The sequence below is a fragment of the Mucilaginibacter mallensis genome (assembly GCF_900105165.1).
Classification (GTDB): Bacteria; Bacteroidota; Bacteroidia; order Sphingobacteriales; family Sphingobacteriaceae; genus Mucilaginibacter; species Mucilaginibacter mallensis.
On sequence record NZ_LT629740.1, the window covers coordinates 4,787,852 to 4,814,757 of the forward strand.

Annotated in this window: 30 protein-coding genes; 17 read left to right on the top strand and 13 right to left on the bottom strand. The window is 41.2% G+C overall.

Features of this window, described 5'->3' with window-relative positions:
• Positions 1-62 precede the first annotated feature (62 nt).
• Positions 63-248, bottom strand: coding sequence for a hypothetical protein (locus BLU33_RS19515; protein WP_091377048.1), 186 nt, complete (start codon positions 246-248; stop codon positions 63-65).
• A 16-nt stretch (positions 249-264) separates the two neighbouring features.
• Between BLU33_RS19515 and BLU33_RS19520 the strand changes: the two genes are divergently transcribed.
• The 7 genes from BLU33_RS19520 (at position 265) to ispG (ending at position 5,959) form a co-directional block, all read left to right on the top strand.
• Positions 265-969: an SDR family oxidoreductase gene (locus BLU33_RS19520; RefSeq protein ID WP_091377051.1), complete on the top strand. Its 705-nt coding sequence runs from the start codon at positions 265-267 to the stop codon at positions 967-969.
• 19 nt (positions 970-988) lie between these two features.
• Entirely contained in the window at positions 989-1,534 is a 546-nt protein-coding gene (locus BLU33_RS19525) for a PspC domain-containing protein (protein ID WP_091377054.1), read from the top strand.
• Between the two features lie 5 nt (positions 1,535-1,539).
• Positions 1,540-2,556, top strand: coding sequence for a LiaI-LiaF-like domain-containing protein (locus tag BLU33_RS19530; protein ID WP_091377058.1), 1,017 nt, complete (start codon positions 1,540-1,542; stop codon positions 2,554-2,556).
• 86 nt (positions 2,557-2,642) lie between these two features.
• Positions 2,643-3,287, top strand: coding sequence for an RDD family protein (locus BLU33_RS19535; RefSeq protein ID WP_091377061.1), 645 nt, complete (start codon positions 2,643-2,645; stop codon positions 3,285-3,287).
• Positions 3,288-3,368: 81 nt separating this feature from the next.
• Complete coding sequence (locus tag BLU33_RS19540) at positions 3,369-3,560, top strand: DUF2683 family protein (protein WP_091377063.1); 192 nt, start codon at positions 3,369-3,371, stop codon at positions 3,558-3,560.
• Positions 3,557-3,817: a Txe/YoeB family addiction module toxin gene (locus tag BLU33_RS19545; protein ID WP_091377066.1), complete on the top strand. Its 261-nt coding sequence runs from the start codon at positions 3,557-3,559 to the stop codon at positions 3,815-3,817. Before BLU33_RS19540 ends, BLU33_RS19545 begins: the two co-directional genes overlap by 4 nt.
• Positions 3,818-3,928: 111 nt before the next feature.
• Entirely contained in the window at positions 3,929-5,959 is a 2,031-nt protein-coding gene (gene ispG / locus BLU33_RS19550; protein WP_091377070.1) for a (E)-4-hydroxy-3-methylbut-2-enyl-diphosphate synthase, read from the top strand.
• Positions 5,960-6,136: 177 nt separating this feature from the next.
• Here the strand turns inward: ispG and BLU33_RS19555 are convergent, their stop codons facing one another.
• Positions 6,137-6,454: a hypothetical protein gene (locus BLU33_RS19555; protein ID WP_091377073.1), complete on the bottom strand. Its 318-nt coding sequence runs from the start codon at positions 6,452-6,454 to the stop codon at positions 6,137-6,139.
• 146 nt (positions 6,455-6,600) lie between these two features.
• Here BLU33_RS19555 and BLU33_RS19560 point away from each other — a divergent pair, with 146 nt between their 5' ends.
• The 3 genes from BLU33_RS19560 to BLU33_RS19570 are packed head-to-tail and all read left to right on the top strand — an operon-like array spanning position 6,601 to position 9,231.
• Positions 6,601-7,170 (top strand): RNA polymerase sigma factor, encoded by a 570-nt coding sequence (locus BLU33_RS19560; RefSeq protein ID WP_091377077.1) that lies wholly within the window; start codon positions 6,601-6,603, stop codon positions 7,168-7,170.
• Positions 7,163-8,695 carry a carboxypeptidase-like regulatory domain-containing protein gene (locus BLU33_RS19565; protein WP_091377079.1) on the top strand — a complete coding sequence of 511 codons (1,533 nt, stop codon included), beginning with the start codon at positions 7,163-7,165 and terminating at the stop codon, positions 8,693-8,695. The genes BLU33_RS19560 and BLU33_RS19565 overlap by 8 nt, the downstream gene beginning before the upstream one ends.
• Positions 8,696-8,736: 41 nt before the next feature.
• Positions 8,737-9,231 (top strand): hypothetical protein, encoded by a 495-nt coding sequence (locus tag BLU33_RS19570; RefSeq protein ID WP_091377082.1) that lies wholly within the window; start codon positions 8,737-8,739, stop codon positions 9,229-9,231.
• Between the two features lie 130 nt (positions 9,232-9,361).
• On the opposite strand, the gene BLU33_RS19575 is transcribed toward BLU33_RS19570, so the two are convergent.
• From BLU33_RS19575 to BLU33_RS19600, 5 genes are all read right to left on the bottom strand, one after another.
• Positions 9,362-10,078 (bottom strand): DUF4197 domain-containing protein, encoded by a 717-nt coding sequence (locus BLU33_RS19575; RefSeq protein ID WP_091377085.1) that lies wholly within the window; start codon positions 10,076-10,078, stop codon positions 9,362-9,364.
• Positions 10,079-10,798: 720 nt separating this feature from the next.
• Positions 10,799-11,815 carry an inorganic phosphate transporter gene (locus BLU33_RS19585; protein ID WP_091377092.1) on the bottom strand — a complete coding sequence of 339 codons (1,017 nt, stop codon included), beginning with the start codon at positions 11,813-11,815 and terminating at the stop codon, positions 10,799-10,801.
• An 18-nt stretch (positions 11,816-11,833) separates the two neighbouring features.
• Positions 11,834-12,484 carry a DUF47 domain-containing protein gene (locus BLU33_RS19590; protein ID WP_091377095.1) on the bottom strand — a complete coding sequence of 217 codons (651 nt, stop codon included), beginning with the start codon at positions 12,482-12,484 and terminating at the stop codon, positions 11,834-11,836.
• A 49-nt stretch (positions 12,485-12,533) separates the two neighbouring features.
• Positions 12,534-13,598, bottom strand: coding sequence for a sensor histidine kinase (locus BLU33_RS19595; protein WP_091377097.1), 1,065 nt, complete (start codon positions 13,596-13,598; stop codon positions 12,534-12,536).
• A gap of 183 nt (positions 13,599-13,781) precedes the next feature.
• Positions 13,782-14,315 (bottom strand): YceI family protein, encoded by a 534-nt coding sequence (locus BLU33_RS19600; RefSeq protein WP_091377100.1) that lies wholly within the window; start codon positions 14,313-14,315, stop codon positions 13,782-13,784.
• A gap of 96 nt (positions 14,316-14,411) precedes the next feature.
• Here BLU33_RS19600 and BLU33_RS19605 point away from each other — a divergent pair, with 96 nt between their 5' ends.
• Positions 14,412-15,071, top strand: coding sequence for a GDSL-type esterase/lipase family protein (locus BLU33_RS19605; protein ID WP_091377102.1), 660 nt, complete (start codon positions 14,412-14,414; stop codon positions 15,069-15,071).
• Entirely contained in the window at positions 15,061-15,660 is a 600-nt protein-coding gene (locus BLU33_RS19610; protein ID WP_172829270.1) for an NUDIX hydrolase N-terminal domain-containing protein, read from the top strand. Before BLU33_RS19605 ends, BLU33_RS19610 begins: the two co-directional genes overlap by 11 nt.
• A 92-nt stretch (positions 15,661-15,752) precedes the next feature.
• Here BLU33_RS19610 and BLU33_RS19615 read toward each other — a convergent pair whose 3' ends face one another.
• The gene (locus BLU33_RS19615; protein WP_091377106.1) at positions 15,753-16,178 is read right to left on the bottom strand and encodes a nuclear transport factor 2 family protein; all 426 of its coding nucleotides are present in this window, start codon (positions 16,176-16,178) and stop codon (positions 15,753-15,755) included.
• A 109-nt stretch (positions 16,179-16,287) separates the two neighbouring features.
• Between BLU33_RS19615 and BLU33_RS19620 the strand changes: the two genes are divergently transcribed.
• Entirely contained in the window at positions 16,288-16,821 is a 534-nt protein-coding gene (locus BLU33_RS19620; RefSeq protein WP_091377108.1) for a GNAT family N-acetyltransferase, read from the top strand.
• A 49-nt stretch (positions 16,822-16,870) separates the two neighbouring features.
• Here the strand turns inward: BLU33_RS19620 and BLU33_RS19625 are convergent, their stop codons facing one another.
• Complete coding sequence (locus BLU33_RS19625; protein ID WP_091377111.1) at positions 16,871-17,296, bottom strand: nuclear transport factor 2 family protein; 426 nt, start codon at positions 17,294-17,296, stop codon at positions 16,871-16,873.
• 163 nt (positions 17,297-17,459) lie between these two features.
• Here BLU33_RS19625 and BLU33_RS19630 point away from each other — a divergent pair, with 163 nt between their 5' ends.
• Positions 17,460-17,966 (top strand): YdeI/OmpD-associated family protein, encoded by a 507-nt coding sequence (locus BLU33_RS19630; protein WP_091377114.1) that lies wholly within the window; start codon positions 17,460-17,462, stop codon positions 17,964-17,966.
• 8 nt (positions 17,967-17,974) lie between these two features.
• Here BLU33_RS19630 and BLU33_RS19635 read toward each other — a convergent pair whose 3' ends face one another.
• Both BLU33_RS19635 and BLU33_RS25220 read right to left on the bottom strand, forming a co-directional pair.
• Positions 17,975-18,262 (bottom strand): type II toxin-antitoxin system RelE/ParE family toxin, encoded by a 288-nt coding sequence (locus BLU33_RS19635; RefSeq protein WP_091377118.1) that lies wholly within the window; start codon positions 18,260-18,262, stop codon positions 17,975-17,977.
• 9 nt (positions 18,263-18,271) lie between these two features.
• Positions 18,272-18,496, bottom strand: coding sequence for a hypothetical protein (locus BLU33_RS25220; protein WP_157682267.1), 225 nt, complete (start codon positions 18,494-18,496; stop codon positions 18,272-18,274).
• 218 nt (positions 18,497-18,714) lie between these two features.
• Between BLU33_RS25220 and BLU33_RS19640 the strand changes: the two genes are divergently transcribed.
• The 3 genes from BLU33_RS19640 (at position 18,715) to BLU33_RS19650 (ending at position 24,799) form a co-directional block, all read left to right on the top strand.
• On the top strand, positions 18,715-21,516 hold the full coding sequence (locus BLU33_RS19640) for a DNA gyrase/topoisomerase IV subunit A (protein WP_091377121.1): 2,802 nt from the start codon (positions 18,715-18,717) through the stop codon (positions 21,514-21,516).
• Between the two features lie 128 nt (positions 21,517-21,644).
• Positions 21,645-22,898 carry an FAD-dependent monooxygenase gene (locus tag BLU33_RS19645; RefSeq protein WP_091377125.1) on the top strand — a complete coding sequence of 418 codons (1,254 nt, stop codon included), beginning with the start codon at positions 21,645-21,647 and terminating at the stop codon, positions 22,896-22,898.
• Between the two features lie 59 nt (positions 22,899-22,957).
• Entirely contained in the window at positions 22,958-24,799 is a 1,842-nt protein-coding gene (locus BLU33_RS19650; RefSeq protein ID WP_091377130.1) for a glycoside hydrolase family 35 protein, read from the top strand.
• A gap of 383 nt (positions 24,800-25,182) precedes the next feature.
• Here BLU33_RS19650 and BLU33_RS19655 read toward each other — a convergent pair whose 3' ends face one another.
• Positions 25,183-25,944 carry a class I SAM-dependent methyltransferase gene (locus tag BLU33_RS19655; RefSeq protein ID WP_091377134.1) on the bottom strand — a complete coding sequence of 254 codons (762 nt, stop codon included), beginning with the start codon at positions 25,942-25,944 and terminating at the stop codon, positions 25,183-25,185.
• 10 nt (positions 25,945-25,954) lie between these two features.
• Positions 25,955-26,821, bottom strand: a complete 867-nt coding sequence (locus BLU33_RS19660; RefSeq protein WP_091377138.1) for an aldose 1-epimerase family protein — start codon at positions 26,819-26,821, stop codon at positions 25,955-25,957.
• Positions 26,822-26,906 lie beyond the last annotated feature (85 nt).

The following is a 26,906-nucleotide window of genomic DNA, read 5'->3' on the forward strand; positions in this document are numbered from 1 at the left end:
AACATTTAAAACTAAGCGAAATGTAAAATTAGAGCTTGTATTTATCTTTAAATCACAAAATTCTAACCGAATAACCACCTGCACCCATGATATTCTGCTTTTTTACCGCCCTTTTCTGCTTTTTTACCGCCCTTTTCTGCCTGTTTACCGAAAATTTGCCCTGCTTTGCCAAATGGAATAAACGGTCCTTTAAAAATAAATTTAGATTTGTTGTATAAGTATTTCGGTTTTCCGCTATACTTAGCCAACTAAAACAAATATTAAATGAAAAACGCACTCATTACCGCATCAACCAAAGGCATGGGCAGGGCAATAGCCATTGCTTTTGCACATGAAGGAGTAAACCTGGCTATTTGCGCCCGTAATGAAAACGACCTGGCCGCTTTTAAAGCCGAGCTGTTAGCCGTTAACCCCGGCATTAAAGTATTTACAGCAGCTACCGATGTTAGCGTTAAAGCACAGGTATTGCAATTTGCCCAATCTGCCGAGGAACAATTAGGCGCTATAAGCATTATAGTAAACAATGCCGGCATTTATGAGCCCACCAGCATATTGGACGATACCGACGATGCCTTTGAAAAAAGCATCAACACCAACGTGGGCGCTGCATACCATTTGTACCGCTATTTTGGCAAAAAAATGATAGCTGCAAAAGAAGGTCATTTGTTTAATATATGCTCAGTAGCCGCTTTAAATCCCATTGCGGCAGCAGGCACTTATAGTGTAACAAAATTTGCGCTACTGGGTCTAACTAAGGTAATGAGACTTGAGATGCAGGAATATGGCGTAAAGGTAACGGCCATTATCCCCGGATCAACATTAACCTCCTCCTGGGATGGAGTGAAAGTTGAAAAAGATTCGATGGTGTTGCCGGAAGACATAGCATCGGCCATTATAAATATATATCATATAAGCCCGGGCGCTAATGTTGATGAGATCATCATCAAACCGGCGGGCGGGCAGATTTAACTATTAACTAACTAAAACAATGGAAAAGAAACTATACCGCGATGAGCAGCACAAAATGATAAGCGGTGTGTGTGCGGGCCTCGCTGAATATTTTGATATGGACGTAACCGTAGTACGTTTAATATTCGCATTTACTATAATTATTATGGGTGTGGGCCTGTTGCCTTACATTATTATGTGGATAGTGTTGCCTAAAAAAGGCTATATCTTTAATAGCTACAACAATCCGGGGGTTGATTATACCGTACCCCCTACTATGCCGCCTATACCACCTTTTGATGCCACAGCTTACAGCCCCAAAAAGAAATCAAATGGAGGCTTAATAGTTGGTGTGATACTGATCTTTTTAGGCGCTTTATTCCTGCTGAATGAATATGACCTTATCCCCGACTGGGACTTTGACCGCCTTTGGCCATTAGCTTTAGTTGGTGTTGGTATAGCATTAATAGTTGCAGGCCAACGCAGAAAACCATGGCATGACGACAACTGGCATGCAGTTGATGAAAAACCAGCTGAACCTGTAGTTGAAGATAATTCACAAAATGATAACCCTCCAACCATATAAATATCATGAAAAACGATAAATTAATTCCAGGCCTGATCCTGGTACTGATAGGTGCGGTTATCCTGCTTGATAATTTTGGATACATTGATTTCCGTTGGGGTAATATATGGCACCTGTGGCCAATGTTCCTGATAATTGCAGGTGTTAACCTGGTATTTGCACATAACAGAACACCACTGGCCACTATATTAAAGATAGGCGTTATTGTATTAGGTTTTGGATTGCTTTTATTTGGCCGCTTTGGCGACAGGATGAACTTCCCAATGTATTACAGTTTTCATAATGATAACCACGATAACGACAATAGCGATAAGGATGATGACAACAACGACGATGATGATGACGATACTACCACCACAACCAAAAGTGGCATTGTACAAGTTGAAAGTAATAATGGTTTCAACACGCCATATACCGCCGATGCAAAAATTGCCCAGCTAAACATAAGTGGCGGCGGTACTGAATACCTGTTAAGCGATACCACCAACCAATTGTTTAAAGCTGACACTAAAGAGCATTTTGGCAAATATGAGTTCTCGCATCGTAATGAAGGATCAACCTATATTCTTGATTTTAAAATGAAGGATAAAAAAGGCGGTCATTTTAACTGGAGCACTGGTGATGATAAATCAAATTCGGCAACCTTTAAGCTGAACCCAAACCCGATATGGGATATCAGTGTAGAAACAGGGGCTACCTCGCTTGATTTTGATCTTACCAAATTCAAGATCCGTACACTTAAATTAAGCGGCGGTGCTGCATCATTTAATGTAAAATTAGGTCAGCCGCAGGCACTTACCAATGTTGAAGTTTCAACAGGGATGGCGAGTGTTGACATAAAGATCCCACAAAACGCAGCCTGCAGAATCAAAACCGACTCTGGCCTGTCATCTACAGATTTTGATGGTTTCACCAAAAAGGATGATGACACCTATGAAACACCCGGTTATGAAACTGCCACAAATAAAATCAACATCAATATAAACGGCGGCATATCCGATTTTAACGTACACCGCTACTAATTAAAATAGTTGAAGGTTAAAAGTTGTGAAGTTGAAAGGTTATCCTATCTTTCAATTTCACAACTTTTTAGTTTTATAAAAAGCTCATGCCAACTTCCAAATTCCATACATTAAAGCCCTCTGGCGAAACAAGCTACCTGCTGGTAATTAACGGCAAGCCTGAAGGGCCATATACTGTTGAGGAATTAAAGGATCAGCAAATAAAATTCAATGATTTTGTACGATCAGCCGAAATGGATGATTACAAAGAGGCCCATGAAGTTGCCGAACTGCGCGAGCTCCTTGGTTTTAGCACACAGCACATCATCCCCCAATACTTTGCCGGATTTGACCAGCGCTTGCTGGCTTCGATGCTGGATTGGTTCATGATATTCTGCGTTTTTATACTTTTAGGTTTTATCGCCATATTATTGGTAAAAGATAACCAAACGCAAATAATTATAGCTTTCAGTCTGCTGGGCATAATGCCTTTGGTGAAGATTATTTATCACATCATTATGGAAAGTTCGGCAAAACAAGCCACCTATGGCAAGCAGATACTCAAAATAAAGGTATGCGATATGCAGGGCGAAAGGATAAGCGTTGGCAGATCCGTATGCAGAAACTGCGCCAAGCTATTATCGGTACTTACTTTGTTTACCGGCTATTTATTCAGCTTTTTTAACCGGCAGCAGCAGTGTTTGCATGATATGGTGGCGAAGACGCTGGTGATAAAGGATAGGTTGATTTGAGGGGAATAGTTGTAAGTAAGTGTAACCATGCAATAAAAACTGTATATAGAATTATTTGAACTAATTATATTAAATTTGTATATGGAAACTCTCATCGTTCATCCTGATAATAAAGAACAACTGGCAGCTTTAAAAGCTTTTATGAAAGCTTTTAAGATTTCGTTTGAAGAGGAAAAATCCGCTTACAATCCTGAATTCATTGCTAAAATAAAAGACAGCAGAGAACAAGTTAAAAACGGTGAAACCAGAACTGTAAATATTGCTGATCTGTGATTATACAATTTACCCGAAATGCAGATGCCGATCTTGATTATTTCAAAAAAAGCGGGAACAAACAAATTATTAAAAAAATAAAGGAACTGCTTGAATCTATCAATATAGATCCCTATACCGGTATTGGTCAGCCAGAACCTCTAAAACATAGTCTTTCGGGAACTTGGTCAAGACGAATTAACAAAGAACATAGGCTAGTGTATGAAATAGTTGATGAATTTGTATATGTTCTTTCTTTAAGAGGACATTATAAATAATTCTAAGCTATTCTTTAAATCTCTTTTTTAACCCAAACTTTACAAGCTTTAAACTTTACATCAATAAAAGCATAAATCATATTTCGTATTTTTGCATTATAAATTTTGTGCATGAATACTGATGCTGTTAAATTGCTGCAAGGCCGTTATTGTAATTCGCTAACCGAATACTCCCGTTTTGTTACCCGTGAGGTTTTTATTGGCGATGTACCTATGGGTGGTAACAACCCCATCCGCATACAAAGCATGACCACCACCGATACCATGGATACCATCGGTACCGTTGAACAATCCATCCGGATGATTGAGGCGGGTTGCGAATACGTGCGTATTACCGCGCCAAGTATAAAGGAAGCACAAAATTTAGCAGAGATAAAGAAACAATTACGCCAGCGGGGATACACTGCTCCATTGGTAGCCGATATCCACTTTACCCCAAACGCTGCCGAAGTTGCCGCGCGCATAGTTGAAAAAGTACGTGTAAACCCCGGCAATTATGCCGATAAAAAGAAATTCGACCAGATAGATTATACCGACCTGGAATACCAGGCTGAATTGGAACGTATCAATCAAAAATTTGCGCCGCTGGTTAAAATATGCAAGGAGTATGGCACCGCCATGCGTATAGGTACTAATCATGGTTCACTGTCCGACCGTATCATGAGTCGCTATGGCGATACGCCACAGGGTATGGTGGAATCTGCAATGGAATTTATGCGCATGTGCGAGGCGTTGAATTACTATAATTTGGTGATCTCCATGAAATCGAGCAACCCGCAGGTGATGGTGCAAGCCTATCGCCTACTGGTTGAAACCATGGTAGCTGAAGGCATGAACTACCCGCTGCACCTTGGCGTAACCGAGGCCGGTGATGGCGAAGATGGCCGTATAAAATCTGCTGTAGGCATTGGTACACTACTAGAAGATGGCCTGGGCGATACCGTCCGCGTATCCTTAACAGAAGAACCCGAAGCTGAAGCACCGGTGGCTATCGCATTGGTAGAACGATATGTTAGTCGGAAGTCGAAAGCCGAAAGTCAGAAGTCAGAAACTTCAAATATCACTCAGAACTCCGAACTTAAGACTGAGGACTTAAAGCACAATCCCTACGAATACAAAAAACGCGAAACTTACGAAGCCAACGCTTTCATTGGAGGCCATATGGTGCCGAGGGTGGTGATAGATCTGTCAAAAGCTAATTTAAAAGACCCTGCTATATTGGCTGATGCTGGCTATTTATACTCGCCATTGCTTGATAAATACAATATGGCCGAGCAATCGGTGGATTTTGTTTATCTGGCTGGTGAGCTTCCTTCATTCACGTTCCCGGCTAATTTAAAGCAGCTGTATAATTATCAAACCTGGCAAAAACTGGCCAGCAAGATTAATTGTCACCCTGTATTTACCTTAAAGGAATATATTGATGCTGACGACCGTTCTTCAGCCTTAGACCTGGTAAAAATAAAAGCTGCCGATATTGATTCAGAAGAGTTCGGCTTACTGCCTTTTAATAGCTCACTGGTTTTTGTACTGGAAACCGATGCGCTAAATGGCATGAGTGATCAGCGTTCCTTCTTCTTTAAAATGGAAGAATTGGAGCTGAATGTCCCAGTGATTGTGAAAAGAAGTTATATTTTTGAGTCCGAAAGTCCGGAAGTTGGAAAGTCTGGAAGTAATGACTTCACAACCCTCCTCCAACTTTATACAGCCACAGACCTTGGTGCTTTATTAGTTGATGGTTTTGGCGATGGTATTTGGATAGATGCTCCGCAATTACCTGCTAATATCATTACCTCAACCGCTTTCGGCATTTTACAGGCTACCCGCTCACGTATTTCCAAAACCGAATATATCTCGTGCCCAAGCTGCGGCCGTACTTTGTTTGATCTGATGGAGACTACACAAATGATCCGCAGCAGGACCAGTCACCTTAAAGGCTTAAAGATTGGTATTATGGGTTGCATAGTAAATGGCCCCGGCGAAATGGCCGATGCTGATTACGGTTATGTAGGCTCAGGCCCTGGTAAGGTTACTTTATACAGAGGTAAGGAAGCGGTTAAGAAAAATATAGCCTCAACCAATGCGCTTGATGAACTGATAGGGATTATCAGGGAAGATGGGAATTGGATTGAGGTTGAGTAAACTTCGTATTTTTTTGTTTGTCATTTCGAACGAGGTATGAGGAGAAATCTTCTTCGACATGCAAAGCGGATGTGTATGATGCAGAAGATTTTTTCGCTCGCTCTGCCCAAGCACCGCCTGCTCAAGAGATAGTTCTCTCTATCGTTCGAAATGACATTAATTTAAAAGATTCCCTTTTCACTCAACCGGCGTAAAATCCGAAAACAAATTCCCGGCTTCTGCCAAACTACCCACAGGCACATAATCACAAACCTCGGCATACTCACCCCACATTTGCAACACAGCCGGGTTTGTATGCGCACTTTGTATGGCTTCGGCCGATACCCATTCAAAAACTTCAACAATAGTGCCATCAGTGGCTTCCATTAGTATGGATTCCCTGTCGGTTGCCAGGCCCTCCTGCCTTAACCGTTGTACATGCGTTTGCATTAAAACTTTCAGTGCTTCGGCTTTGCCTGCTTTGGGCTTGTAGCCTACTATAACTATGCGTCCCATAATTGAAAAATTGTTTAATGCAATTTACAATTTTTAAAACGCTGTATGCATTAGTTGGCATGAGTACATTCGGAGATTTCTTTTAGATTTCTTCTTGCAAAGTAGATTTTCATAAACGATTGAAAAAAATTACTTTGCAGCACTTAATGAGCCTTCGGCATAAACCAATAAAACCTGATAATCCTGACGATGATGAATTGCTGGATAATTACCGCCAAAGCGGTGATATCGCGTTTTTGGGTAAACTTTTTGAACGGTATATGCCCTTAATTTATGGGGTTTGCCTAAAGTATTTAAAAGACGAAGAAATAGCGAAAGATGCAGTAATGGGTGTATTTGAAGAGTTAATTGTAAAGGTAAAACAGCATGAGGTAAAGCAGTTCAGAGGGTGGTTATATGTGCTTACGCGAAATTATTGTTTGATGCAGTTGCGTTCGGATAAAAAAATGGAGATGGTTGCTTTGGATGATGTTATGGAATTTGCCACTTTTTTGCATCCTGAAGATAATAACAAGGAAGCTGCACTTACTGCTTTGGAACGATGTATGCAGAAATTACCTGCAACACAAAAGGAAAGCATCGACCTATTTTTTTTGCAGGAGAAGTGTTATAAAGAGATAACTGACATTACAGGTTTTACATTAAAAGAGGTTAAAAGTTATATACAAAACGGCAAGCGCAACCTGAAGATCTGCCTTGATAAAAGCAATGACTGAGCAAGAAAAGGACATATCGCAAATAAAAAAATACCTGGAGGGCAAGCTGGATGCCCGCTCCATGTATGAGCTTGAGCGCCGTGCCCAGGATGACCCATTTTTGCTGGATGCTTTGGAAGGTTATGAAAATGCAGGTAAACCACAGGATAAAAATTTAAAAGAGCTTACCTCTCGTTTAAAAATAAGAACTGAGAAAAAAGAGAGCAGAATTATTGCCATGCGTTTTATAGCTATAGCAGCATCTGTATTGTTGGTTTTATTTGCCGGACTATTATGGTTTATATTACAGCGTCCTTCTCATCAACCACAAATAGCAAAAGTTGAGCTATCGGCACCAAAAAGAGCTGCCGATACCCTTGTTCCAACTACGCCGAAGAAAAATACAGAAGTAGCCGCGCTAATTCAGCCACCGCCTAAGTCAATTACCAGCCATCATAAATACAAGACACAAACCGTTATTGTCAGCGCAAGCGCAGATGCCGATGTAGCTGCGCCTGTAGCCAACACTGATAAAGTTTTTGAGCAAAATGCTCCGGCAGCAGTTGAATATAAAAAGTCAAATACATTGGCAAAGGATTCAACCCCGTTAAATGAAACTGTTGTAATGGGCTATTCCGCCCAGCAATTGAATAGTAAAGTTGCAGGCGTTAGCAGCATCGCTGGCAAAAACATTACGGGTATGGTGAGAGATGCTAACGGCCCGTTAGGTGGGGTTGCCGTTAGTATAAATGGAACTACCATGGGTACCTTAACAAACAGCCAGGGTTATTTTACACTGTCCAAAGTTCCATACAAATCAACGCTGGATATTACTTATTCAGGCTATGATGCTAAACATATCATGATCAAAAAACAGGATTCATTGATCATTGCCTTGCAACCAGTTAAAAATTATGCACTTGCTGAAGTTGTAGTAACTGGTTATGGTGCAGTAAAAAGAAAGAATATTACAGGTAGTGGTTCAACAATAACAGGCAAGGGGATAAAAGGTATTGTTACTGACGGTAGCAGCCCAATAGCTGGTGCTACAGTACAAGTTAAAGGCACAAATATAAGTGTAGTAACAGATATTAACGGAAAGTTCGCGCTACCACCGGTTCCTAATGGATCTGTTTTGGAAGTTGCCTTTTTAGGTTATGAGCGCAGGGATATAACAGCTAAAAAAACTGATTCGCTTACCATTGCATTGCAGCCTAATGCCAGCTCGCTAAGTGAAGTTGTGGTAACCGGCTATAGTGGTGAGCCGCAGCAGTCACAGGCTCGCCCAAGTAATGGATGGGATGAGTTTGAAAAATATTTAAAAGAAAATGCCATATCGCCTGATGGTAAAACCGGTACAGTGAAAGTATCATTCATGGTAAATACCGATAACTCGCTTAGCAATTTTAAGGTAATTAAAGGTATCAGGGCAAAAACAGATACTGCCGCTATTGAACTGATCAAAAACGGACCGGATTGGCTTAAAAACAGCAATAATAAGCCTGAAAAAGTTAAATTGAGGGTAAAGTTTGAGGCAAAGAAATAATATAATTATTATACATTAGCTACTATCTAAACCAATAAAAAATGAACAACCAAAACCTGCCGCAAACTCCTAAAACATTTTTAAGAACTATTACTATAATTCATTTGGCGCTGTTAGTTGGCCAGGTGATTTTTTCTGTGCTGGTATTTACAATTACCAAAAGCACATTTATCGATCTTACAAACACTAAAGATCCTTTTCTTTTTGTTGCGCCGATTTTGGCTGTTGCCTGTTTTATAGCCTCTAATTTTATGTATAAGCTAAGATTAAGTGAAGCTATAAACAAGCCAACGCTAAAGGGGAAATTAATGGGCTACCAAGCCGCGTTAATTATAAGATGTGCACTATTAGAAGGCCCTTCACTATTTGGGATCGTTACTTATATGGTCACCCGCAATTTTCTTTTCCTGCTGATATCCGGCCTGATTATACTGTATTTTATAACAATACGACCTACTAAAGACAAGATCGCCAATGATTTGAATTTAGATTACGAAGATAAGATGCAGTTTGACAGCGAGGATGTATTAGTATAAATACGTAAATATCAAAGTAATGCTGAACTTGTTTCAGCACCTCACTTGCATAATCTACTCCATGCTGATTACTCATCAAATGAGATCCCGAAACAAGTTCGGGATGACGTGGTGATGGTTGTTTCTAACCTTATTTAATTGCCTGATCAGCAAAAGAAAACGCCTTTTGCATAAGCGGGGTTGAGCGTACCGATATATTCTTGCGGATGTTAAGTTCTTCTAAAGCTATCTCCACAAAAATACCGTCAATAGCTTTTTGGGTTGCATAATTGCTGATATCAGGGTCGAGATGCGATACAAAAGGCAATTTATTGTAGGCCTGCGCAGCATCGCCATAGTATTTGGTAGCGCCTACTTTATTTAAGCTGGTTTGTATAATAGGCTTAAACTTAGCCGCCAGCTGGGCACTTGTTACCTTCCTGAAATATTGCGTAGCTGCATCCTGTCCTCCAGTAAGTATATGAGTGGCATCGCTTATACTCATATGTTTTATAGCATCAATAAAAATAGGCTCGGCCTGCTTGGCGGCATCTTCAGCAGCGCGGTTAAGCGATAAAATAACATTGTCGCAAAGTTTATTAAGCCCCAGGCTCCTGAGCGTTTTTTCGGCCTTTTGCGCCTGCGGCGGAAAAAGTATTTTAACAGCGGCATTCCCAAAAAAACCATTGAGTGCCGATAATTGGTTGGTACTTTTAGCAGTGCCCTGCATAAGCGCATCTTTTATCCCTCCGGCCATATCCAATATCGATGGCGTACCCTGCGCGCATGCCTGCGTGCTGCGGGTTAAAGTTTCAAAACTAAACAGGGATAAACAAACTATGGGTAAGAGTATCAGCAATTTTTTCATAGGGCCAATTTAGTGAAAATGATTTTGTAAGAAAAAATAAATCAGTGGAAATAGTGTAAGTGAGTAGTTGTGTGTAGGAAATGCAGAGATAAACACTTTACTGGTTTCAGTTTGTAACTGGGCTAATGGCTACCTTTTGCATGGTACCGCTTGTCGCTAAGACGTCACTTTTTGTCTTGATACAAAAGTAACCAAAAAAATCAAGACAACAAGGATGCTTCCCCGCTCCCTGCCGGTTCTTTACGCTTTTTTCGCTGTTCGGTACATTCGTACCTCACATCACACAAAAAGCTAAACCGTCATTCCCGCCTCTACGCTGGCCCGCCCTTGTTGTCAGGGCCCATGCTTTTTCTTTTTTTCTTCCCGTCAGTAGAACAGCTTCGGGCGAAATCAGGCAAAACGATGGTGGCCTTGTGCGTGGCAGGGCATAGCAGATTTTTACAGAAGCGTAAAGGCTAAGTGCGTAGCGACAGCGGGGTAAAAATATAGCAGCCCAGGTTTTGCCTGATTTGCAGCGCAGGGGCCTTGTGCGGCAAAGAAGCATTTCTAATGACTTGATTTTTTGCTACCTTTTGTATCAAGACAAAAGTAGTAGCCTCCGCGGCAATGAGCGGCTGCAGGCGAAAGATAAACCGTCTTGCAAATCAGATCTGCATAGTCGGGGATTGCTTCGTTCCTCGCAATGACGCTTGGTGAAAAAAGGCTATTATTGGGCAAATATTACGCTACTCCCAGCAACCTTATCAACACAAACACCAAAGCTGCAACAAGCGCAGAAATTGGTATGGTAATGATCCAGGCCCAAATCAGGTTAATGGTAACGCCCCAGCGTACTGCTGATACACGCTTGGTTAAGCCTACACCAATAATTGAACCTGTAATAGTATGCGTGGTTGATACCGGTATACCAAAGCGCTCGGTAATTAATAAGGTAATGGCACCTGCGGTTTCGGCGCTTACACCCTCGAGCGGGGTTATTTTGGTGATCTTTGAGCCCATTGTTTTAACGATCTTCCATCCACCCGACATCGTTCCCAACGCGATAGCGGAGTAACAGGCCAATGGGATCCAATCGGGCATTGCCGAACCACTTTTAATAATGTTTGATGCAATAAGCGTTACGTACAAAATACCCATCACCTTTTGCGCATCATTAGTACCATGCGAAAAGCTTAGTGCCGCAGACGACACCAATTGCAGTCTTTTAAACCAGCGCTCGGCCGTTGCCGGCCTCGATCGTTTGCATATATGCAGAATAATAATAGTTACAATATAGGCTATCACCAGGCCTATAACAGGTGCAAGCACTATATAAGCAATGGTAGTTAGTATCAGTTTTATGTTGATGGCGCTTATACCATTAGCACCCATATACAAGGCATTGGTAATACCTGCACCGGCGAAACCACCAATTAAGGTATGCGATGAGCTTGATGGGATACCAAACCACCAGGTAGTTAAGTTCCAGGTAATGGCAGCAATCAGGCCAGCCAATATTACGTGCATCGTAACAAAATGTTCGTTCACTATTTTTGATACGGTGTTGGCTACCTTATGGTCTTTAACAACAAAATAAGCCAGGAAGTTAAAGGCAGCGGCCCATAATACAGCCTGAAAAGGTGTTAATACTTTGGTTGATACGATGGTGGCAATTGAGTTGGCTGCATCATGAAAACCATTGGTATAGTCGAATATGAGTGCCAGTGCAACTACAATTACAAGGAGTGTGGTAACCATTTATCTATACGGTTGCTTTTAGGCGTTTTTAACTAATATTGATTCCATTACATTGGCAGCATCTTCGCACATATCTGTGGCGGTTTCAAGCGCGGCCAGTATTTCTTTATATTTTATCAGCTTAATAGCGTCTCTTTCGTATAAAAACAAGTCGGCAACAGCACGGTCAAACACATAATCGGCCTGGTTTTCTACACTATTTATCCTGATACATGAATCAGCAATAGCACGCACGTTACGCAAGTCCTTTAACTCACGAACAGCTTTCTCCAGATCAATGCTGCCCTGCAAAATCAGATCAGACAATTTACGAATATGCTCATTATATTCGTCAATACGATAAAGGCTCATACGATTTGCAGCGCCCTGTATATTATCGGCCACATCATCAATTGCAGTAGCCAAAGCATGTATATCCTCACGGTCAAACGGGGTGATAAAGTTTTTACCAAGCTCCAGGTATATCTGATGGGTAAGTTCATCACCTTTATTTTCCAGCTTATCTATTTGTTTAAATAGCTCTTCTCTTGTAACGGGGTTTGCAGAGTTTACTGCTTCAACCAGTATGGTTGCTATAGCTACAACATTACTTGCAGCCTGTTCAAACAGGGGAAAAAAGATCTTTTTATCTTTGGGTACAAAGTACTGGAATATGCTATTAAGTGACATACTTTTTATCGGATTTCAGCAAAGGTAAGTTTGCAATGTTAATTTAATGTTAATTCTTTAAAACAGGAATGTTAGGGAATTGTAAAGACTGCTTTGACTTTTGCAAAGTGAACCCAAAAGTAGATCCCAAACTTTCAGTACTGCGCACATTAATAGTTTGCTGGTGCGCCTCAATAATGTGTTTAACAATAGCAAGCCCTAATCCCGAGCCGCCTATCTGCCTTGAGCGGCTGGTATCTGTTCTAAAAAAGCGTTCAAACAGGCGTGGAAGGTATTTTTCCTCAATACCGATGCCGTCATCTGTAACCTCAACCAGCACCTGGTCATGCAATTCAAACAAACTTATGGAGGTACTTCCACCCTCTTTTCCGTACTTTAATGAATTATCAATAAGGTTTACCAGCACCTGGATTATCTTTTCACGGTCGGCATTTACCGCGATCGGCTCATCATACTTTTGCTTGAATATTAATTTTATGTTATGCTGTTTGGCTTTCATTTCCATCGACTCAAAAACCTCCTTTATAAGGTCATTGATCTTAAATTTGGAGTAATTGATAGCCATCTCCCCGGTCTCCAGTTTTGAGATCTCGTCAAGATCCTTAATCAGGTAGCTCAGCCTGTCCACATTGCGCGATGCTTTGGTTAAAAAATCCCGGGCCATATCCAGATCGTCAAACTCATCATCCTGTATAGCTTCAATATAACCCTGTATGGCAAACAGCGGCGTTTTAAATTCATGCGAAATATTTGACAAAAAGTCACGGCGGAATTTTTCCTGCGTACGCAGTTCATCAATTTCCGTTTTCTTTTGGCGGGCCCATTCCTTCACTTCCTGCTCCACATCATTTATAGGGTCGGCGCTTACATGCTCACCAAGTGCATCGCGCAAATCGCGGCCCAATTTCAGGTTATGGATGAGCTTATAGATCAATTTTATTTTTGAGTAGATGTATTTCTCTATCAAATAATAAAAAACAAAAAAACTGGTGATAATGGTCGCCAAAAAAGTGATCATCACATCATACCAGCTATGCCTAAAATAGTAATTTACGGCCGAAAGGGTAACTGCTACCGCTGCCGCGTTTATTAAAACCAATACACGCAATTTCATACGTTAAAGTTACGATTTGTTAACCATAGGGTTGGAGGGCGAAAGTTATATTTATGTTAAGGGGGAAAAGGTTTTATAAAACATGTCATTGCGAGGAGGAACGACGAAGCAACCTCGTCGCGTTCAATATGCAAGCGACGAGGTTGCCACGCTATCGCTCGCAATGACACGTTGGCATAATAATTATTTACTCGTTTCCACATCAATAGCTATGGTAATATCATCCGATAAAACCATGCTGCCACCGCCCAGGTCAAAATCACTGCGCTTAAGTTTCATGGTACCCTTGAACGAGGCATTTGCACCGGCCACGGTATAAGTGAAAGGTACATCAACTGATTTTGTACGGGCCTTTATGGTTATGTTAAACTGTCCGATATAATTATCGCCGCTCTTCTGCTTAATGGATACCGATTTCACAGTGATCTTAGGGTATTTCGCCACATCAAAAAAGGAGTCTCCTTTCAGGTGTTCATCACGCAGGTCGTTATCACTATTAATGGTGTTTACATCGGCTGTTGCCTCAATAATGCTGCTGTTTAAATTTGCCGGATCAAATTGAATACTGGCCTGCAAACCACCGATATTACCATCGGTGTTGATACCCATATTTCTTATTTTAAAGGTAATGCTTGATTTTGTTACGGTGTGTTTTACCTGTGCAAAGGCACAATTCGTCAAAAAAAAGAGAATTATGGCTATATATTTTTTATTCATATTCGTATATAACGTAGTTTTCAAACTTAATTATTTATGTGCTGTTATTTTATACTTTAGTATGATTAAAAATAACTGTTAAAGTTTAGTGCCAGCATGAAAACAAAGTTGTTCCTCCTCTTTTTAGCCTTTACATTTTCTACACCGGTATTTGCACAGCAGGGCTTTCCTTTTGCTAATGAGATACAGGCATTTAAACACCAGGATAGTTTAGATTTTCCAAAAAAGAATGGCATTTTGTTTATCGGCAGTTCATCCATCCGCAAATGGACCGATTTGGAGCAGCGTTTCGCCAATGAACCAATCATAAGGCGTGGCGTAGGCGGCTGCGAACTTTGGCAAATTGTAGATTACTACACGCCCTATATACTCTTCCCCTACCAGGCCCGCAAAATATTTATTTATGCCGGCGAGAATGATATAGCTGCGGGAAAATCAGCACAATTTGTTGCCGATGAGTTTACCAAACTGTGGACCATGATCAACCAGAAATCCCCCTCATCAGAAATTTATTTTATGTCGATAAAACCAAGCCCGAGCCGGGCAAAATATTTTACAGAAGTTGATAAAGCCAACGTGCTGATAAAAACTTATTTAAAGGATAAGCCCAAAAGTCATTTTATTAATGTAGCCACTGTTATATATAAAGCCGGAACTGCTGTACCCGATTCAAGCCTGTTTCAGTCGGATTACCTGCATTTAAACAGTAAAGGCTATGATAAATGGCAAAAAGTATTGCAACCATATGTCAAATAAAAATTACCTGGATCTACTGGACGAATTGCGATCCATTGCACAGCTTGGTTTAAATTATAGTAAAAACCACCACGATATTGAAAACTATAACCGTTTGCTGCAATTAGCCGCTGATAGTTATTCAGATATTACCGGCCTATCATCCGATGAAATAAAGAAAAGGTTTAAACAAGAGTTGGGCTATGTTACACCCAAGGTTGGTGTTAACGGAGCGCTATTTAATGAACAGGGTCAATTATTGCTTGAACTGAGGAGCGACGACCTGTTATGGGGTATGCCTGGCGGATGGGTTGATATTGGCGAAAGCCCCGATACTGCAATAAAACGGGAGTTTATGGAAGAAACGAATTTGGTGGTGGAACCGACGGAAATTATAAAATTTTATACCCGGTTACCTGGCGAATTTAGTCAGCCCCATACATCAGTACACATTGTATATTATTGCAAATACATTAGTGGCGATCTCAAAAAATCGCGTGAGAGCCTTGAACTAAATTATATGGATCATACCAAAATTACAAACTGGCACAAAGATCATGGTTTGCAGGCACAAGATGCCGCCTCATATTTTAATAAGCTTGTGATATAATATAAGTCGCCCATACCTTAAATGCATAACACAAAAAAAGCCCCCCGCCTGGCAGGGAGCTAACTCATAAACACTAAACGTAATGCCAAATCCTAATTAAAGACAGAGTATACGTTTATGATCTTCCAGCCATTGCCGGTATTGGCAATGGTTACATAATTACTGCGTACAAAAGTTTTAAACTGCATATCAACCTTTACTACAGCTATATCAGTATCAGTTTCAACTACCGATGTATTGACAGTGCAATCTTCTTCAATATTTTTTGTGGTATTCAAAAAGTCCATCATTTCCTTTTTAGTATAGCTAACCAGGTGCTTTTTCTGTAGCAAACTAAACTTCGCGGTGGGGTCAATTACATCATTAAGGCCATCCAGCTTTCCGCGCATCATGGCATCTACATAGGTGTCTATGGCATGGGTTTTAGTGAGCACGCCTTCATCGGTTTTATTTGCTTTAACAGCAGTGTTAACCATCAACGCGATGACTAACAGCATAACAGGTTTTAATATTTTCATGGTTTAAGAATTTAGCTTTTGAAATCATTTATGCCTATTAGACAACACTTAAGCACAATACGTTGCACAGATTTTTCGATTATTTGTAGATTTAACAGATATTTAACACATGCTTATTACAACCCGGCCCGCCATCTTTAATGATATACCCGTTTTACAGCAGCTAATAGCTGAATCCGTATGTAGACTTAGCAAAGGGTATTATACCGAAACGCAAATTGAAAGCTCCATTAAATACATTTTTGGTGTTGATACGCAGTTATTAATTGATGAAACTTACTATGTAGCCGAAACCGGTAATCAAATAATTGCCTGCGGCGGATGGAGTAAAAGGGAAACCTTGTATGGCGGCGATCAGCATAAGGCTGTTGCTGATCCTTTGCTCGATCCTGCAACTGATGCTGCACGCATCCGCGCATTTTTTGTTCACCCCGATTGGGCCCGACAGGGAATTGGTAAAATGATGATAAATTTATGCGAGGCCGAAGCTATTAAAAATGGTTTTAAAGCCATGGAACTTGGTGCTACATTGCCCGGCGAACCGCTTTATAGGGCAATGGGTTATAAAAGCTTAGCAAAAATTTTAGTCGATATGGCGAATGGCGAACAGCTTGACGTTATTAAAATGCGTAAGGAATTATAACAAAAAAGCCCCGGTAAACCGGGGCCTTCATTGAACCAACTACTGTTCTTTACTTAAAAGTACTGTTCACACTGGTTATTTTCCAACCGAATGATTTATCGAGGGTAACTACATCAGTACGGGTATAACCATCGTATTTAAAGTCGATCTTTACTTTACTTGAACTGTCATCATCAGAAAGAACGGTAGTTGTAGTATTTACCGACTCGCCTGATACTGTATTACTTTTCAGGTAGTTCATTAATTGATCTTTAGTAAATGTGTTTACTCTTTGGCCGCGTTGCATATTAAATTGCAGATCGTCACCCAATACTTTATCTAAATTATCTGTCTTGCCATTTGCAATAGCATTAATGTAAATATTTACAACATCTTTTTCTGTTGGTTGAGTAGCGTGAGATTTAACTGAGGCATTTGCGGTTATGCAGGCAAGAAGTAATGCGATACCTGCTACCATTGATTTAAGTGTTTTCATGATTTTTGTGTATTAATTTATTGATTAAATTTATACCCATATGACACCACGAACATCCGAAGTGTTACAAACAATTTATCCCGGAATTAAGATTTAACAAACATTTAACATTAGATGTAAATAATTTCAAAAATCTTAAACAAATAGAAAATACAACAATAACATGGTTGAGTTTAACACCATTATTTTGCAATTTAATGAACAGGGCGAAAAAACGGGATGGACCTATATTGAGGTTCCTGCTGATATTGCGCAGCAAATTAAGCCCGGAAGTAAAAAATCATTCAGGGTTCGGGGTATGCTGGATGCTTTCCCGGTGAGCGGGCTGGCATTGATGCCAATGGGCGAAGGCAACTTTATTATGGCATTAAAAGCAGAAATACGAAAAGGGATGCATAAAAATGCCGGGGCCGTATTACAAGTAAAACTTGAAGAAGATACTGATTATAAGGTAGAGATTCCTGATGAATTGATGGAATGTTTTGATTTTGAACCCGAGGCCTTTGAGTTTTTTAATACCCTTGCAAAATCACACCGCGATTATTTTATAAAATGGATCAACAGCGCCAAAACCAGCGAAACACGGGCAAAACGTATTGTAAATACAGTTAACGCTATGCTGAGAAGATGGGATTACAACACAATGATAAGGGAGATGAGGAAAGAATGATTTGAAAATTACAATTTAAGCTTATCAGGATTTTGCCTGTTATCGAAAAGTGATATTATTTCAATCACACCTTTATTAACTCTGAAATAGATGGAAGTTTGGGGGCGAAGCAACGCAACGACGTATATTTTTATTCTTTGGAAAAACAGGATAATGTTTTGGATATGTAACACGGTGTGATCAATCTCTCTGCTAACCCTTATGGTAATATCTGTTCCCCATTCATCTAACAAATAATCCAGAAGCTGATCGTATTCTTTTAATGCCCTTTCCGACCAAATTAAATCTACAGCCACAATAATCTGCTATCTATTTAATTTTTTATCTACATGGGCCATAACGCTGTCATGTGAATGCACACGGCCGGCATCTAAATCTTCAAGACCTGATTTTATGCCCTCAATTTCTGCATCTGAAAGATCACCCCACTCATCATCATCCACCTGAAATCTCAAATCCATTCTACTTAGTAAAGCTTTCAGAACAGGTAAATCCCGTTCTTTATCAATTTCTATTGTTAGCCTCGTCATAATATCAAATTTACTAATTATTTAAATAACATATAATAAGCAACACTATTTTAAATAGCCGCAATCATCCATGCATAATCAAATCATATAAATTAACTTTCTTTAATGTTCAAATCTGTGTATTACGTGCCATATGTTCAAAAAATGTGCATATCTGCACATCCGCACATCTGCACATTATACATATCTTTACCAGTCCATAATTTTTATTGCTAATAATGAGCGAAGATTTAAACCCGAACGATATACCTGCTAATAGCGAAGAAAAATTACATAACATCACCTCCCTCGACGGATTGTACGAAAACTGGTTCCTGGATTATGCATCGTATGTAATTCTTGACCGTGCCGTACCGCATATAAATGATGGTTTAAAACCCGTGCAGCGCCGTATACTCCATTCGCTTAAGGAAATGGACGACGGGCGTTTTAATAAAGCCGCCAACGTTATTGGTAACACCATGAAATATCACCCGCATGGGGATGCTTCAATTGGTGATGCTATGGTGCAAATCGGGCAAAAAAACCTGATGATTGATTGCCAGGGGAACTGGGGCGACCCGGTAACCGGCGACTCGGCTGCGGCGCCACGTTATATTGAGGCCCGTTTATCAAAGTTTGCGCTCGAGGTTGCTTTTAATGCTGATACTACTATATGGCAGGCCAGTTACGATGGCCGTAACAAGGAGCCTATAACCCTCCCTGTTAAATTCCCTTTACTATTGGCCCAGGGAGCTGAAGGCATCGCGGTAGGTTTAGCCACCAAAATATTACCGCATAATTTCATTGAACTTATAGACGCATCAATTGATGTGCTCAAAGGCGGAACACCTAATCTATTGCCTGATTTCCCTACAGGGGGTATGGCAGATGCATCTGGTTATAACGACGGACAGCGCGGTGGCAAGGTTAGGGTACGTGCTAAAATCGTCGAGCGGGATAAGAAAACGCTTGCCATAACCGAAATACCCTTCAGCACTACAACAGGCAGCCTGATAGATAGTATCATATCAGCCAATGATAAGGGTAAGATCAAGATCAAAAAGATAGAAGATAATACGGCGCAAAATGTGGAGATCATGATCCACCTGGCGCCGGGGATATCACCCGATGTAACTATTGACGCGCTTTTTGCTTTTACCGATTGCGAAGTTTCCATATCGCCCAATACCTGTGTAATACAGGATGATAAGCCGCGCTTTATGAGCGTGAACGATATGCTGGCCGAAAGCACGCACTTTACCCGCGAGCTGCTTAAACAGGAGCTACAGATAAAGCTGAAGGAACTGATGGAAAAGATCTTCTTCAGCTCACTGCTCAAGATCTTTATACAGGAGGGCATGTACAAGCATGCTGATTATGAAGGCTCATCAAACTTTGAGCAGGTGCTTGAAGTACTGAACCGCTTATTTGAACCGTTCTTTCCGCAGTTTTATAGGGAGATATTGGCTGATGATTATAAAAAACTGATTGATAAGCCGATGAGCAGCATCACCCGTTTTGATGTTAAGAAAACGGATGAACAGATCAAGGCTTTAGAAGCCGAAATAAAAACAGTAAAGCATCACCTTAAACACCTTACCGAATACACTATAGATTGGTTCGCCAAACTAAAAGAGAAGTATGGCAAGGGCCGCGAACGTAAAACCGAGCTGCGCACGTTTGATAAGGTTGAAGCCGCCCAGGTAGCATTGGCCAATGTTAAGCTGTATGTGAACCGGGTTGATGGTTTCATAGGTACAGGACTAAAGAAAGACGAATTTGTTGGGGATTGCTCGGATATTGACGAGATCATCGTTTTCCGCTCGGATGGCTTGTGCGTGATAACCAAGGTACAGGATAAGGTTTTTGTGGGTAAGGATATTATCCACGTTGCCGTATTTAAAAAGAACGATGAGCGCACCGTTTACAACATGATCTATAAGGATGGTGCAAGCGGTGTAAGCTATGTTAAACGCTTCTCGGTAACCGGCGTAACGCGTGATAAGGAATATGACCTGACCAAAGGTTCAAAGGCATCGAAAGTATTATACTTTAGCGCCAACCCTAACGGCGAGGCCGAAATCATTAACGTACAGCTTAAACCGCACTCCAAACTTAAAAAGCTGCAGTTTGATGAGGATTTTGCCAACATAGCCATTAAAGGCCGTGGATCGATGGGTAACATCGTAACCAAATACCCGGTTAAAAAGATCACGCTCAAGAGCAAGGGTATATCTACCCTATCGGGCCGTAAAATATGGTATGACGAGATATTGAAGCGATTGAATGTTGATAGTCGCGGTAAATATTTGGGTGAATTTGATGGCGACGACCGCATACTTACTGTAATGAGTAATGGTATTTATGAGTTAACCAGCTTCGATCTGAACAACCACTTTTTTGATAGTATGATTCTGATTGAAAAATATGATCCGGAGAAAGTTTATACCGTTGTGCATTACGAGGGCAAATCAAAAAATTACCTGGTTAAGCGCTTTATGTTTGAGAACACGCCTCCGGGTAAGGAAACAAGCATTATCAGCGAAGAAAACGGCTCAAAAATGATATTCATCTCCGGTGCATCACAGCCTGTTGCCAAGGTTGATCAGCTTAAAGGCAAAACCCAAACACCTGAAACCATTGAGATAAACCTTGCCGAGTTGATTGATGTAAAAGGCATGAAAGCCATGGGCAACCGGGTTACAGTACATACAATACAAACTGTTGAGCTGATCGCATCAAGCGAGCCGGAACCAGAACCTGTTGCTGAGGTTGAAGAGGAAATCATTGAGGAAACAGAGGAATCAGAAGACACACCACCAATAGCAACTGAAAAACCGGCCAAGTCTGAAGAAACTGAATCGGTGGAATCTCCTAAAAAATCAGTGGAATCACCAGAAGCAGAATCGGTGGAAGAATCAGAGGAAACTCCAAAACAAGAATCGGTGGAACCACCTCCAATAAAAAAGATAGATTTTGAGATCACCAATCCCGATGATATTGATATAGACGATAAAGGTCAACTGGGCTTATTTTAAGATTGCTCAAAAACTTTCACCGACTATAAAAATCAGTTCACACTAATTAAAGCGGGTGTTTACCGATGGTTTATAGCCTTATTCTTTATTATCAGGTAGTTTAGTCCATATTCTATCTGATAATAAAAATGAATCCGGGCATACAAAACAAAAACATACTCATATCAGGTGCCAGCATTGCGGGCCCGGCGCTGGCATGGTGGCTAAACAAATACGATTTTAATGTTACCATAGTTGAAAAAGCGCCCGCTTTGCGTGATGGAGGCTACCGGGTTGATATCCGTGGTGCCGCAGCTGATGTAGTTGAACGGATGGGATTAATGCCCAGTATTAGAAAAGCCGGAACCGCTTTAAAAGGTTCATCGCTGGTAAACGAAAAAGGCAAGACTATCCTAAAACTTGATGACCCTAATATCTTCGGCATGCGGCAGGCAAATGATGCGGAAATCATGCGCGGCGACCTGGCGAATATCCTGTACCAAGCCACTCAGCATAATACCGAATACATTTTTGATGATAGCATTACCGGCATCTTTCAAACAGGTAAGGATGTAACAGTAACCTTTAAAAATGCTGCTCCCCGTACTTTCGATCTGGTTGTTGGCGCCGATGGCCTGCACTCTAATGTAAGAAACATAGCGTTTGGGGGCGATCATTCATTTGTTGAAGATCTGGGATATTATGTATCTATCTGTACCATTCCAAACCATTTTAAGCTCGATCACCGGGAGATCTCCTATCCATCAGCAGGTAAACTGATCAACGTATACAGTACGCACCGGCAGCAGGAGGCAAAGGCATTCTTCATGTTCGCCTCATCACCCATAAAGTATAATTATCATGATATCGCGCAGCAAAAAAACATATTAGCCACTCATTTTAAAGGTGCAGGCTGGGAAACCGAAAAGCTGATGCAGCACATACATTCTGCCGACGATTTTTATTTCGATTCCGTTAGTCAGGTGCAAATGGATACCCTTTCAAAAAGCCGGGTAGTATTATTAGGCGATGCCGGGTATTGCCCCTCACCTGCTTCGGGCCAGGGCACCAGTATGGCCTTAGTTGGCGCATATGTTTTAGCAGGCGAACTGGCAGCCGCGAATAGTGATCACTTTACCGCGTTTTTAAAATATGAATGGGAGATGAAGGGTTTCATCCGGAAAAATCAGCAATTGGGTATAAGCGTTTTAAAGGAAATGATCCCAAAATCAAAAATGCAGGTATGGTTTCAAAATACAATGCTCCGTTTATTGACGCATTCACCATGGAAGAATAAAGTGTTGAAAGGCATGCTTGGAAAAATACAATCAGACGTTGAAGACGCCGCCAATGCAATTGAACTGAAAGATTACGCGCAGGCTGAGGCTTTAGTTAGTAATTAATTTACTAAACCTATATATTTGGGCACGCAATCGATTTCATTAAACCGGTAGCGCATGTCATGAAAAAACTTACCTTCTTACCCCTGCTGTTAGCCGTTCTTTTTATAAACGTTTGCTCGGCTCAAAAAATCAAACACACCTTTACGCTTGGCGATTCCGCTTTTTTGCTGGATGGTAAACCCTTGCAGATCATTTCGGGCGAAATGCATTGTACCCGCATACCCCGCGAATACTGGCGTGCACGAATGAAAATGGCAAAAGCCATGGGGCTAAACACTATTGGCACTTATGTTTTTTGGAACGCACAGGAACCTGAACCCGGCAAGTTTGATTTCTCGGGCAATAATGATATTGCGGAGTTTATCCGTATAGCTAAGGAAGAGGGCTTGTGGGTGGTATTAAGACCTAGTCCGTATGTATGTGCCGAGTGGGAATTTGGCGGTTACCCGTGGTGGCTGCTAAAGGATAAAAACATGAAGGTGCGCAGTCAGGACCCTAATTTCCTGAAAGCCTACCGCGAATATATTATACAACTAGGCAAGCAGATTGCCCCCCTGTTGGTTACCCATGGCGGGAATGTTTTAATGGTGCAGATAGAGAATGAATATGGCTCCTACAGCAATGACAAGGTATATCTTGACATCAACCGTAAGATCTTCCGCGAAGCGGGATTGGATGGCCTGCTGTTTACCTGCGATGGCCCCGGGGAAATGGCTGATGGCTACCTGCCCGGCTATTTACCTGCCGTTAATGGATTGGATGATCCTAAGCAGGTAAAACAGCTTATCAACAAATATCATGATGGCAAAGGGCCATATTATATATCAGAATGGTACCCGGGCTGGTTTGATAGCTGGGGAAAGGAACACCAGGGCAGTGTTGCCGATAGCGATGCTAAGAAGCTGGATGAAGTATTATCAGCAGGTTTATCCATCAACATGTATATGTTTCATGGCGGTACCACCCGCGGGTTTATGAACGGTGCTAATATGAGCCGTAACGATCCTTATTCGCCGCAAACATCGAGCTATGACTATGATGCGCCGTTGAATGAATCGGGCAATCCAACAGCCAAGTTCTATAAGTTTCGCGCGGTAATAGAAAAGCATTTATCTGCCGGTGAGCACTTGCCACCTGTACCGGATACTGCAAAAACCATCGCCATAAAAAACATCGACCTTAAAGAAAGCGCACCGCTGTTTGCCAATTTGGGCAGCCCGGTTATGTCGCTGCACCCCATGAGTTTTGAGGACCTTAACCAGGGTTATGGCTTTGTTTTATATACTACTACGTTACAAAATACAGTCAAAGGCCTTTTAAAGATCAGCGAAATGCGTGATTATGCCACTGTTTATCTGAACGGTAAACGCATCAGCATTTTAGACAGAAGATTAAAACAAGATTCATTACAGATTGAGGCCGATAAACCTAACTCGGTACTGGGCATTTTGGTAGAGAACAACGGTCGCATCAACTACGGACCATATTTACCCGACAACAGGCAGGGCATCACAGATAAAGTAACCCTAAACGGTGCTGAACTAACCGGCTGGATCATGTTCAAGTTCCCGTTCAATAACCTTTCGGGTATTAAATTTAACAAGGTTAATCCGGCTACTGCTGCGCCTAATGGCCCGGCGATATATAAAGGCACATTTAAACTAACTGCCACCGGCGATACTTATTTAGATATGCACGGCTTCGGTAAAGGCTTTGTCTTTTTAAACGGGAGCAACCTGGGCAAATACTGGTACATAGGCCCACAACAAACGCTGTATATTCCAGCGGGATGGCTCAATAAAGGCAAAAATGAGATAGAGATATTTGATGAGCTGAACAACGGCCATCAGCATATATCCGCATTGGACCACCCGGTTTTGAATGAGGTTGTTAAGGAATAACCATCGTCATCCCCGCTGTTTGTGTCCTCACAAACAGCTGCCTCGGGAGTATTAACAAATTGTTGGTGAGGACACCATAGGTGTTCGCAAGATTAAAAAAGGAAGCATCGGCCTTGTGCGATTCCCGCCTTGGGGCGGGGAAGGGTGGGGTTTAACAGCTTATTTGGTGTATAGACCCCTCCCTGCCACTTCACATCCAACCGCACCCCTCCCGTGGGGAGGGAATTAAAAACAGAAATGCAATCTTCCGAACACCTATGGTGAGGACACAAACAATGGGATGATTTTTTTTTGTTTTTGTCATGCTGAGGTACGAAGCATCTGTTATAAAAGCAGCAAATCGCTACGGGATAGATGCTTCGTACCTCAGCATGACAAAATCTTTAAACCTCACCTAAATAAATCTCTGTTTCATAAACAAAGCTCACCTTGCCATCAACATTATATCTATTAAAAATATCCTTTAACAATATCAGGAATTTCTCACCTTCCGGGGTATCTTCCTTAGGCACATATGATGATGAATATGCCCGGCCGATCAGCCCTGCTTCATCAAATATTTGTGTGTTGGCGTATTTGGTTAGCGTATAAATACCATCCTTAAAAAAAGCCTTAAAATCAATATCGCGCACCTTACGGTGGTTCACTTTGTTATAGTCGATACCGTCATGCTTCAGCAACGCTTCATAGGCTCTTGCAAACTCGTCAACATCAGTAAGGCGACTGTTCCATATCAGCGCGGCTTTGCCTTTATCCTTTAATATCTGGTTAAACTCTACTTTGGTTTTAGCATCATTAAACCAGTGGAAAGCCTGCGCGCATACAATAAGGTCAATACTTTTTGCGGGTAATGTAGTAGTTTCGGCAGTGCCATCAACAGGCGTAAAAGTTTTATAAGCCGATAATTGATCAACAGCGGCATCGCGCATGGGCTGGTTAGGTTCAACAGCGTAAACCTTGTAGCCCTCATCAAGCAGCAGTTTGGTGAATATGCCTGTACCTGCGCCAACATCAGCAATAACTGACTCAGCATTTAGTTTACATTCCTGCTTCAGGAATGCCAGCACCTCGGGCGGGTAGCCCGGCCTGAATTTGATATAGTTATCAACCCGGTCTGAAAATCTTTTGGTTGAATCTGATGGCATTATGAACTAATTATATACTTATAAAAAACGCGGCCTCAAAAACATGGCCTACATGCAGTTTTTGAATATCTTCTTTTTTGCTGATGTCCTTTGGCTCATTTGCCGTATCGGCACAGCCCAGCCATGGCTCAATACAAACAAAATCGGCGCCCGACTTGGCCCAGAGTCCTAAATAATTAAAAAACGGATACTCAACAGATAATGATTGATCGTGATTTTTACTTTTGATGGTCACTTGCCTTGTACGCAGATTTTTAAATACCAGGGCATCTTTATTAAAAAGATCTCTTGTCAGCCATAATTTATTGCCTTCTAAAGCAACGGGAGCCGTTTCGCCCGAAAACATACCATTCGCATCAAGTAAATGTGTAGTGAGCTTTTCATCAGTTTCAAACTCTAAATAATAATCTTCATATTTTTCATCCTTGTTAAAAGGCACGTTAAATGCGGGGTGACCGCCAACAGAAAAGTATATGGTTTTTTTATCCAAATTGATGACTTTATAGGTTATCCGCAGCGCGTTATCAATCAGCATATACATGATCTCGAAATCAAAACGGTAGGGAAACAACCCGCGTGTGTTTTCGGAATTGGGTAATGAGAATACCGCCGACTGGTCATCATTTTTCAACAACACAAACTCTGATAAGCGTGCAAAACCATGGCGTTTCATGGGGTATGCCTTCCCATCAACCAAAAGCTCATCATTTATTAAACCACCTACAATCGGGAAAAGGTTTGGCGCGTGCCATGGCCATATACTAGGATCGGCTTGCCACATTTGCTCGGTGCCGGTAGCTTTGTTTATTAGTGAAGAAAGTTGTGCCCCTTTAGCATCAATGGATACTTTTAAATAGTCATTTTCTAAAACTGTCATATAAGATAGGTTAACGCTGATTCTACGAATAGCAGATAGATAAGTTTAATAACACTAAGTACACTATTTTGGTTTGAAATTGTGC

Excerpts from the sequence above, each read along its gene's own strand:
- BLU33_RS19650 (WP_091377130.1), top strand. The coding sequence starts at position 22,958 with ATGAAAAAACTTACCTTCTTACCCCTGCTGTTAGCCGTTCTTTTTATA.
- BLU33_RS19600 (WP_091377100.1), bottom strand. The coding sequence starts at position 14,315 with ATGAATAAAAAATATATAGCCATAATTCTCTTTTTTTTGACGAATTGT.
- BLU33_RS19590 (WP_091377095.1), bottom strand. The coding sequence starts at position 12,484 with ATGTCACTTAATAGCATATTCCAGTACTTTGTACCCAAAGATAAAAAG.
- BLU33_RS19620 (WP_091377108.1), top strand. The coding sequence starts at position 16,288 with ATGCTTATTACAACCCGGCCCGCCATCTTTAATGATATACCCGTTTTA.
- BLU33_RS19630 (WP_091377114.1), top strand. The coding sequence starts at position 17,460 with ATGGTTGAGTTTAACACCATTATTTTGCAATTTAATGAACAGGGCGAA.
- BLU33_RS19645 (WP_091377125.1), top strand. The coding sequence starts at position 21,645 with ATGAATCCGGGCATACAAAACAAAAACATACTCATATCAGGTGCCAGC.
- BLU33_RS19625 (WP_091377111.1), bottom strand. The coding sequence starts at position 17,296 with ATGAAAACACTTAAATCAATGGTAGCAGGTATCGCATTACTTCTTGCC.
- BLU33_RS19560 (WP_091377077.1), top strand. The coding sequence starts at position 6,601 with ATGAGCCTTCGGCATAAACCAATAAAACCTGATAATCCTGACGATGAT.
- BLU33_RS19540 (WP_091377063.1), top strand. The coding sequence starts at position 3,369 with ATGGAAACTCTCATCGTTCATCCTGATAATAAAGAACAACTGGCAGCT.
- BLU33_RS19535 (WP_091377061.1), top strand. The coding sequence starts at position 2,643 with ATGCCAACTTCCAAATTCCATACATTAAAGCCCTCTGGCGAAACAAGC.
- ispG (WP_091377070.1), top strand. The coding sequence starts at position 3,929 with ATGAATACTGATGCTGTTAAATTGCTGCAAGGCCGTTATTGTAATTCG.
- BLU33_RS19570 (WP_091377082.1), top strand. The coding sequence starts at position 8,737 with ATGAACAACCAAAACCTGCCGCAAACTCCTAAAACATTTTTAAGAACT.
- BLU33_RS19610 (WP_172829270.1), top strand. The coding sequence starts at position 15,061 with ATGTCAAATAAAAATTACCTGGATCTACTGGACGAATTGCGATCCATT.
- BLU33_RS19605 (WP_091377102.1), top strand. The coding sequence starts at position 14,412 with ATGAAAACAAAGTTGTTCCTCCTCTTTTTAGCCTTTACATTTTCTACA.
- BLU33_RS19530 (WP_091377058.1), top strand. The coding sequence starts at position 1,540 with ATGAAAAACGATAAATTAATTCCAGGCCTGATCCTGGTACTGATAGGT.
- BLU33_RS19555 (WP_091377073.1), bottom strand. The coding sequence starts at position 6,454 with ATGGGACGCATAGTTATAGTAGGCTACAAGCCCAAAGCAGGCAAAGCC.
- BLU33_RS19615 (WP_091377106.1), bottom strand. The coding sequence starts at position 16,178 with ATGAAAATATTAAAACCTGTTATGCTGTTAGTCATCGCGTTGATGGTT.
- BLU33_RS19640 (WP_091377121.1), top strand. The coding sequence starts at position 18,715 with ATGAGCGAAGATTTAAACCCGAACGATATACCTGCTAATAGCGAAGAA.
- BLU33_RS19595 (WP_091377097.1), bottom strand. The coding sequence starts at position 13,598 with ATGAAATTGCGTGTATTGGTTTTAATAAACGCGGCAGCGGTAGCAGTT.
- BLU33_RS25220 (WP_157682267.1), bottom strand. The coding sequence starts at position 18,496 with ATGACGAGGCTAACAATAGAAATTGATAAAGAACGGGATTTACCTGTT.
- BLU33_RS19520 (WP_091377051.1), top strand. The coding sequence starts at position 265 with ATGAAAAACGCACTCATTACCGCATCAACCAAAGGCATGGGCAGGGCA.
- BLU33_RS19655 (WP_091377134.1), bottom strand. The coding sequence starts at position 25,944 with ATGCCATCAGATTCAACCAAAAGATTTTCAGACCGGGTTGATAACTAT.
- BLU33_RS19525 (WP_091377054.1), top strand. The coding sequence starts at position 989 with ATGGAAAAGAAACTATACCGCGATGAGCAGCACAAAATGATAAGCGGT.
- BLU33_RS19565 (WP_091377079.1), top strand. The coding sequence starts at position 7,163 with ATGACTGAGCAAGAAAAGGACATATCGCAAATAAAAAAATACCTGGAG.
- BLU33_RS19585 (WP_091377092.1), bottom strand. The coding sequence starts at position 11,815 with ATGGTTACCACACTCCTTGTAATTGTAGTTGCACTGGCACTCATATTC.
- BLU33_RS19575 (WP_091377085.1), bottom strand. The coding sequence starts at position 10,078 with ATGAAAAAATTGCTGATACTCTTACCCATAGTTTGTTTATCCCTGTTT.
- BLU33_RS19660 (WP_091377138.1), bottom strand. The coding sequence starts at position 26,821 with ATGACAGTTTTAGAAAATGACTATTTAAAAGTATCCATTGATGCTAAA.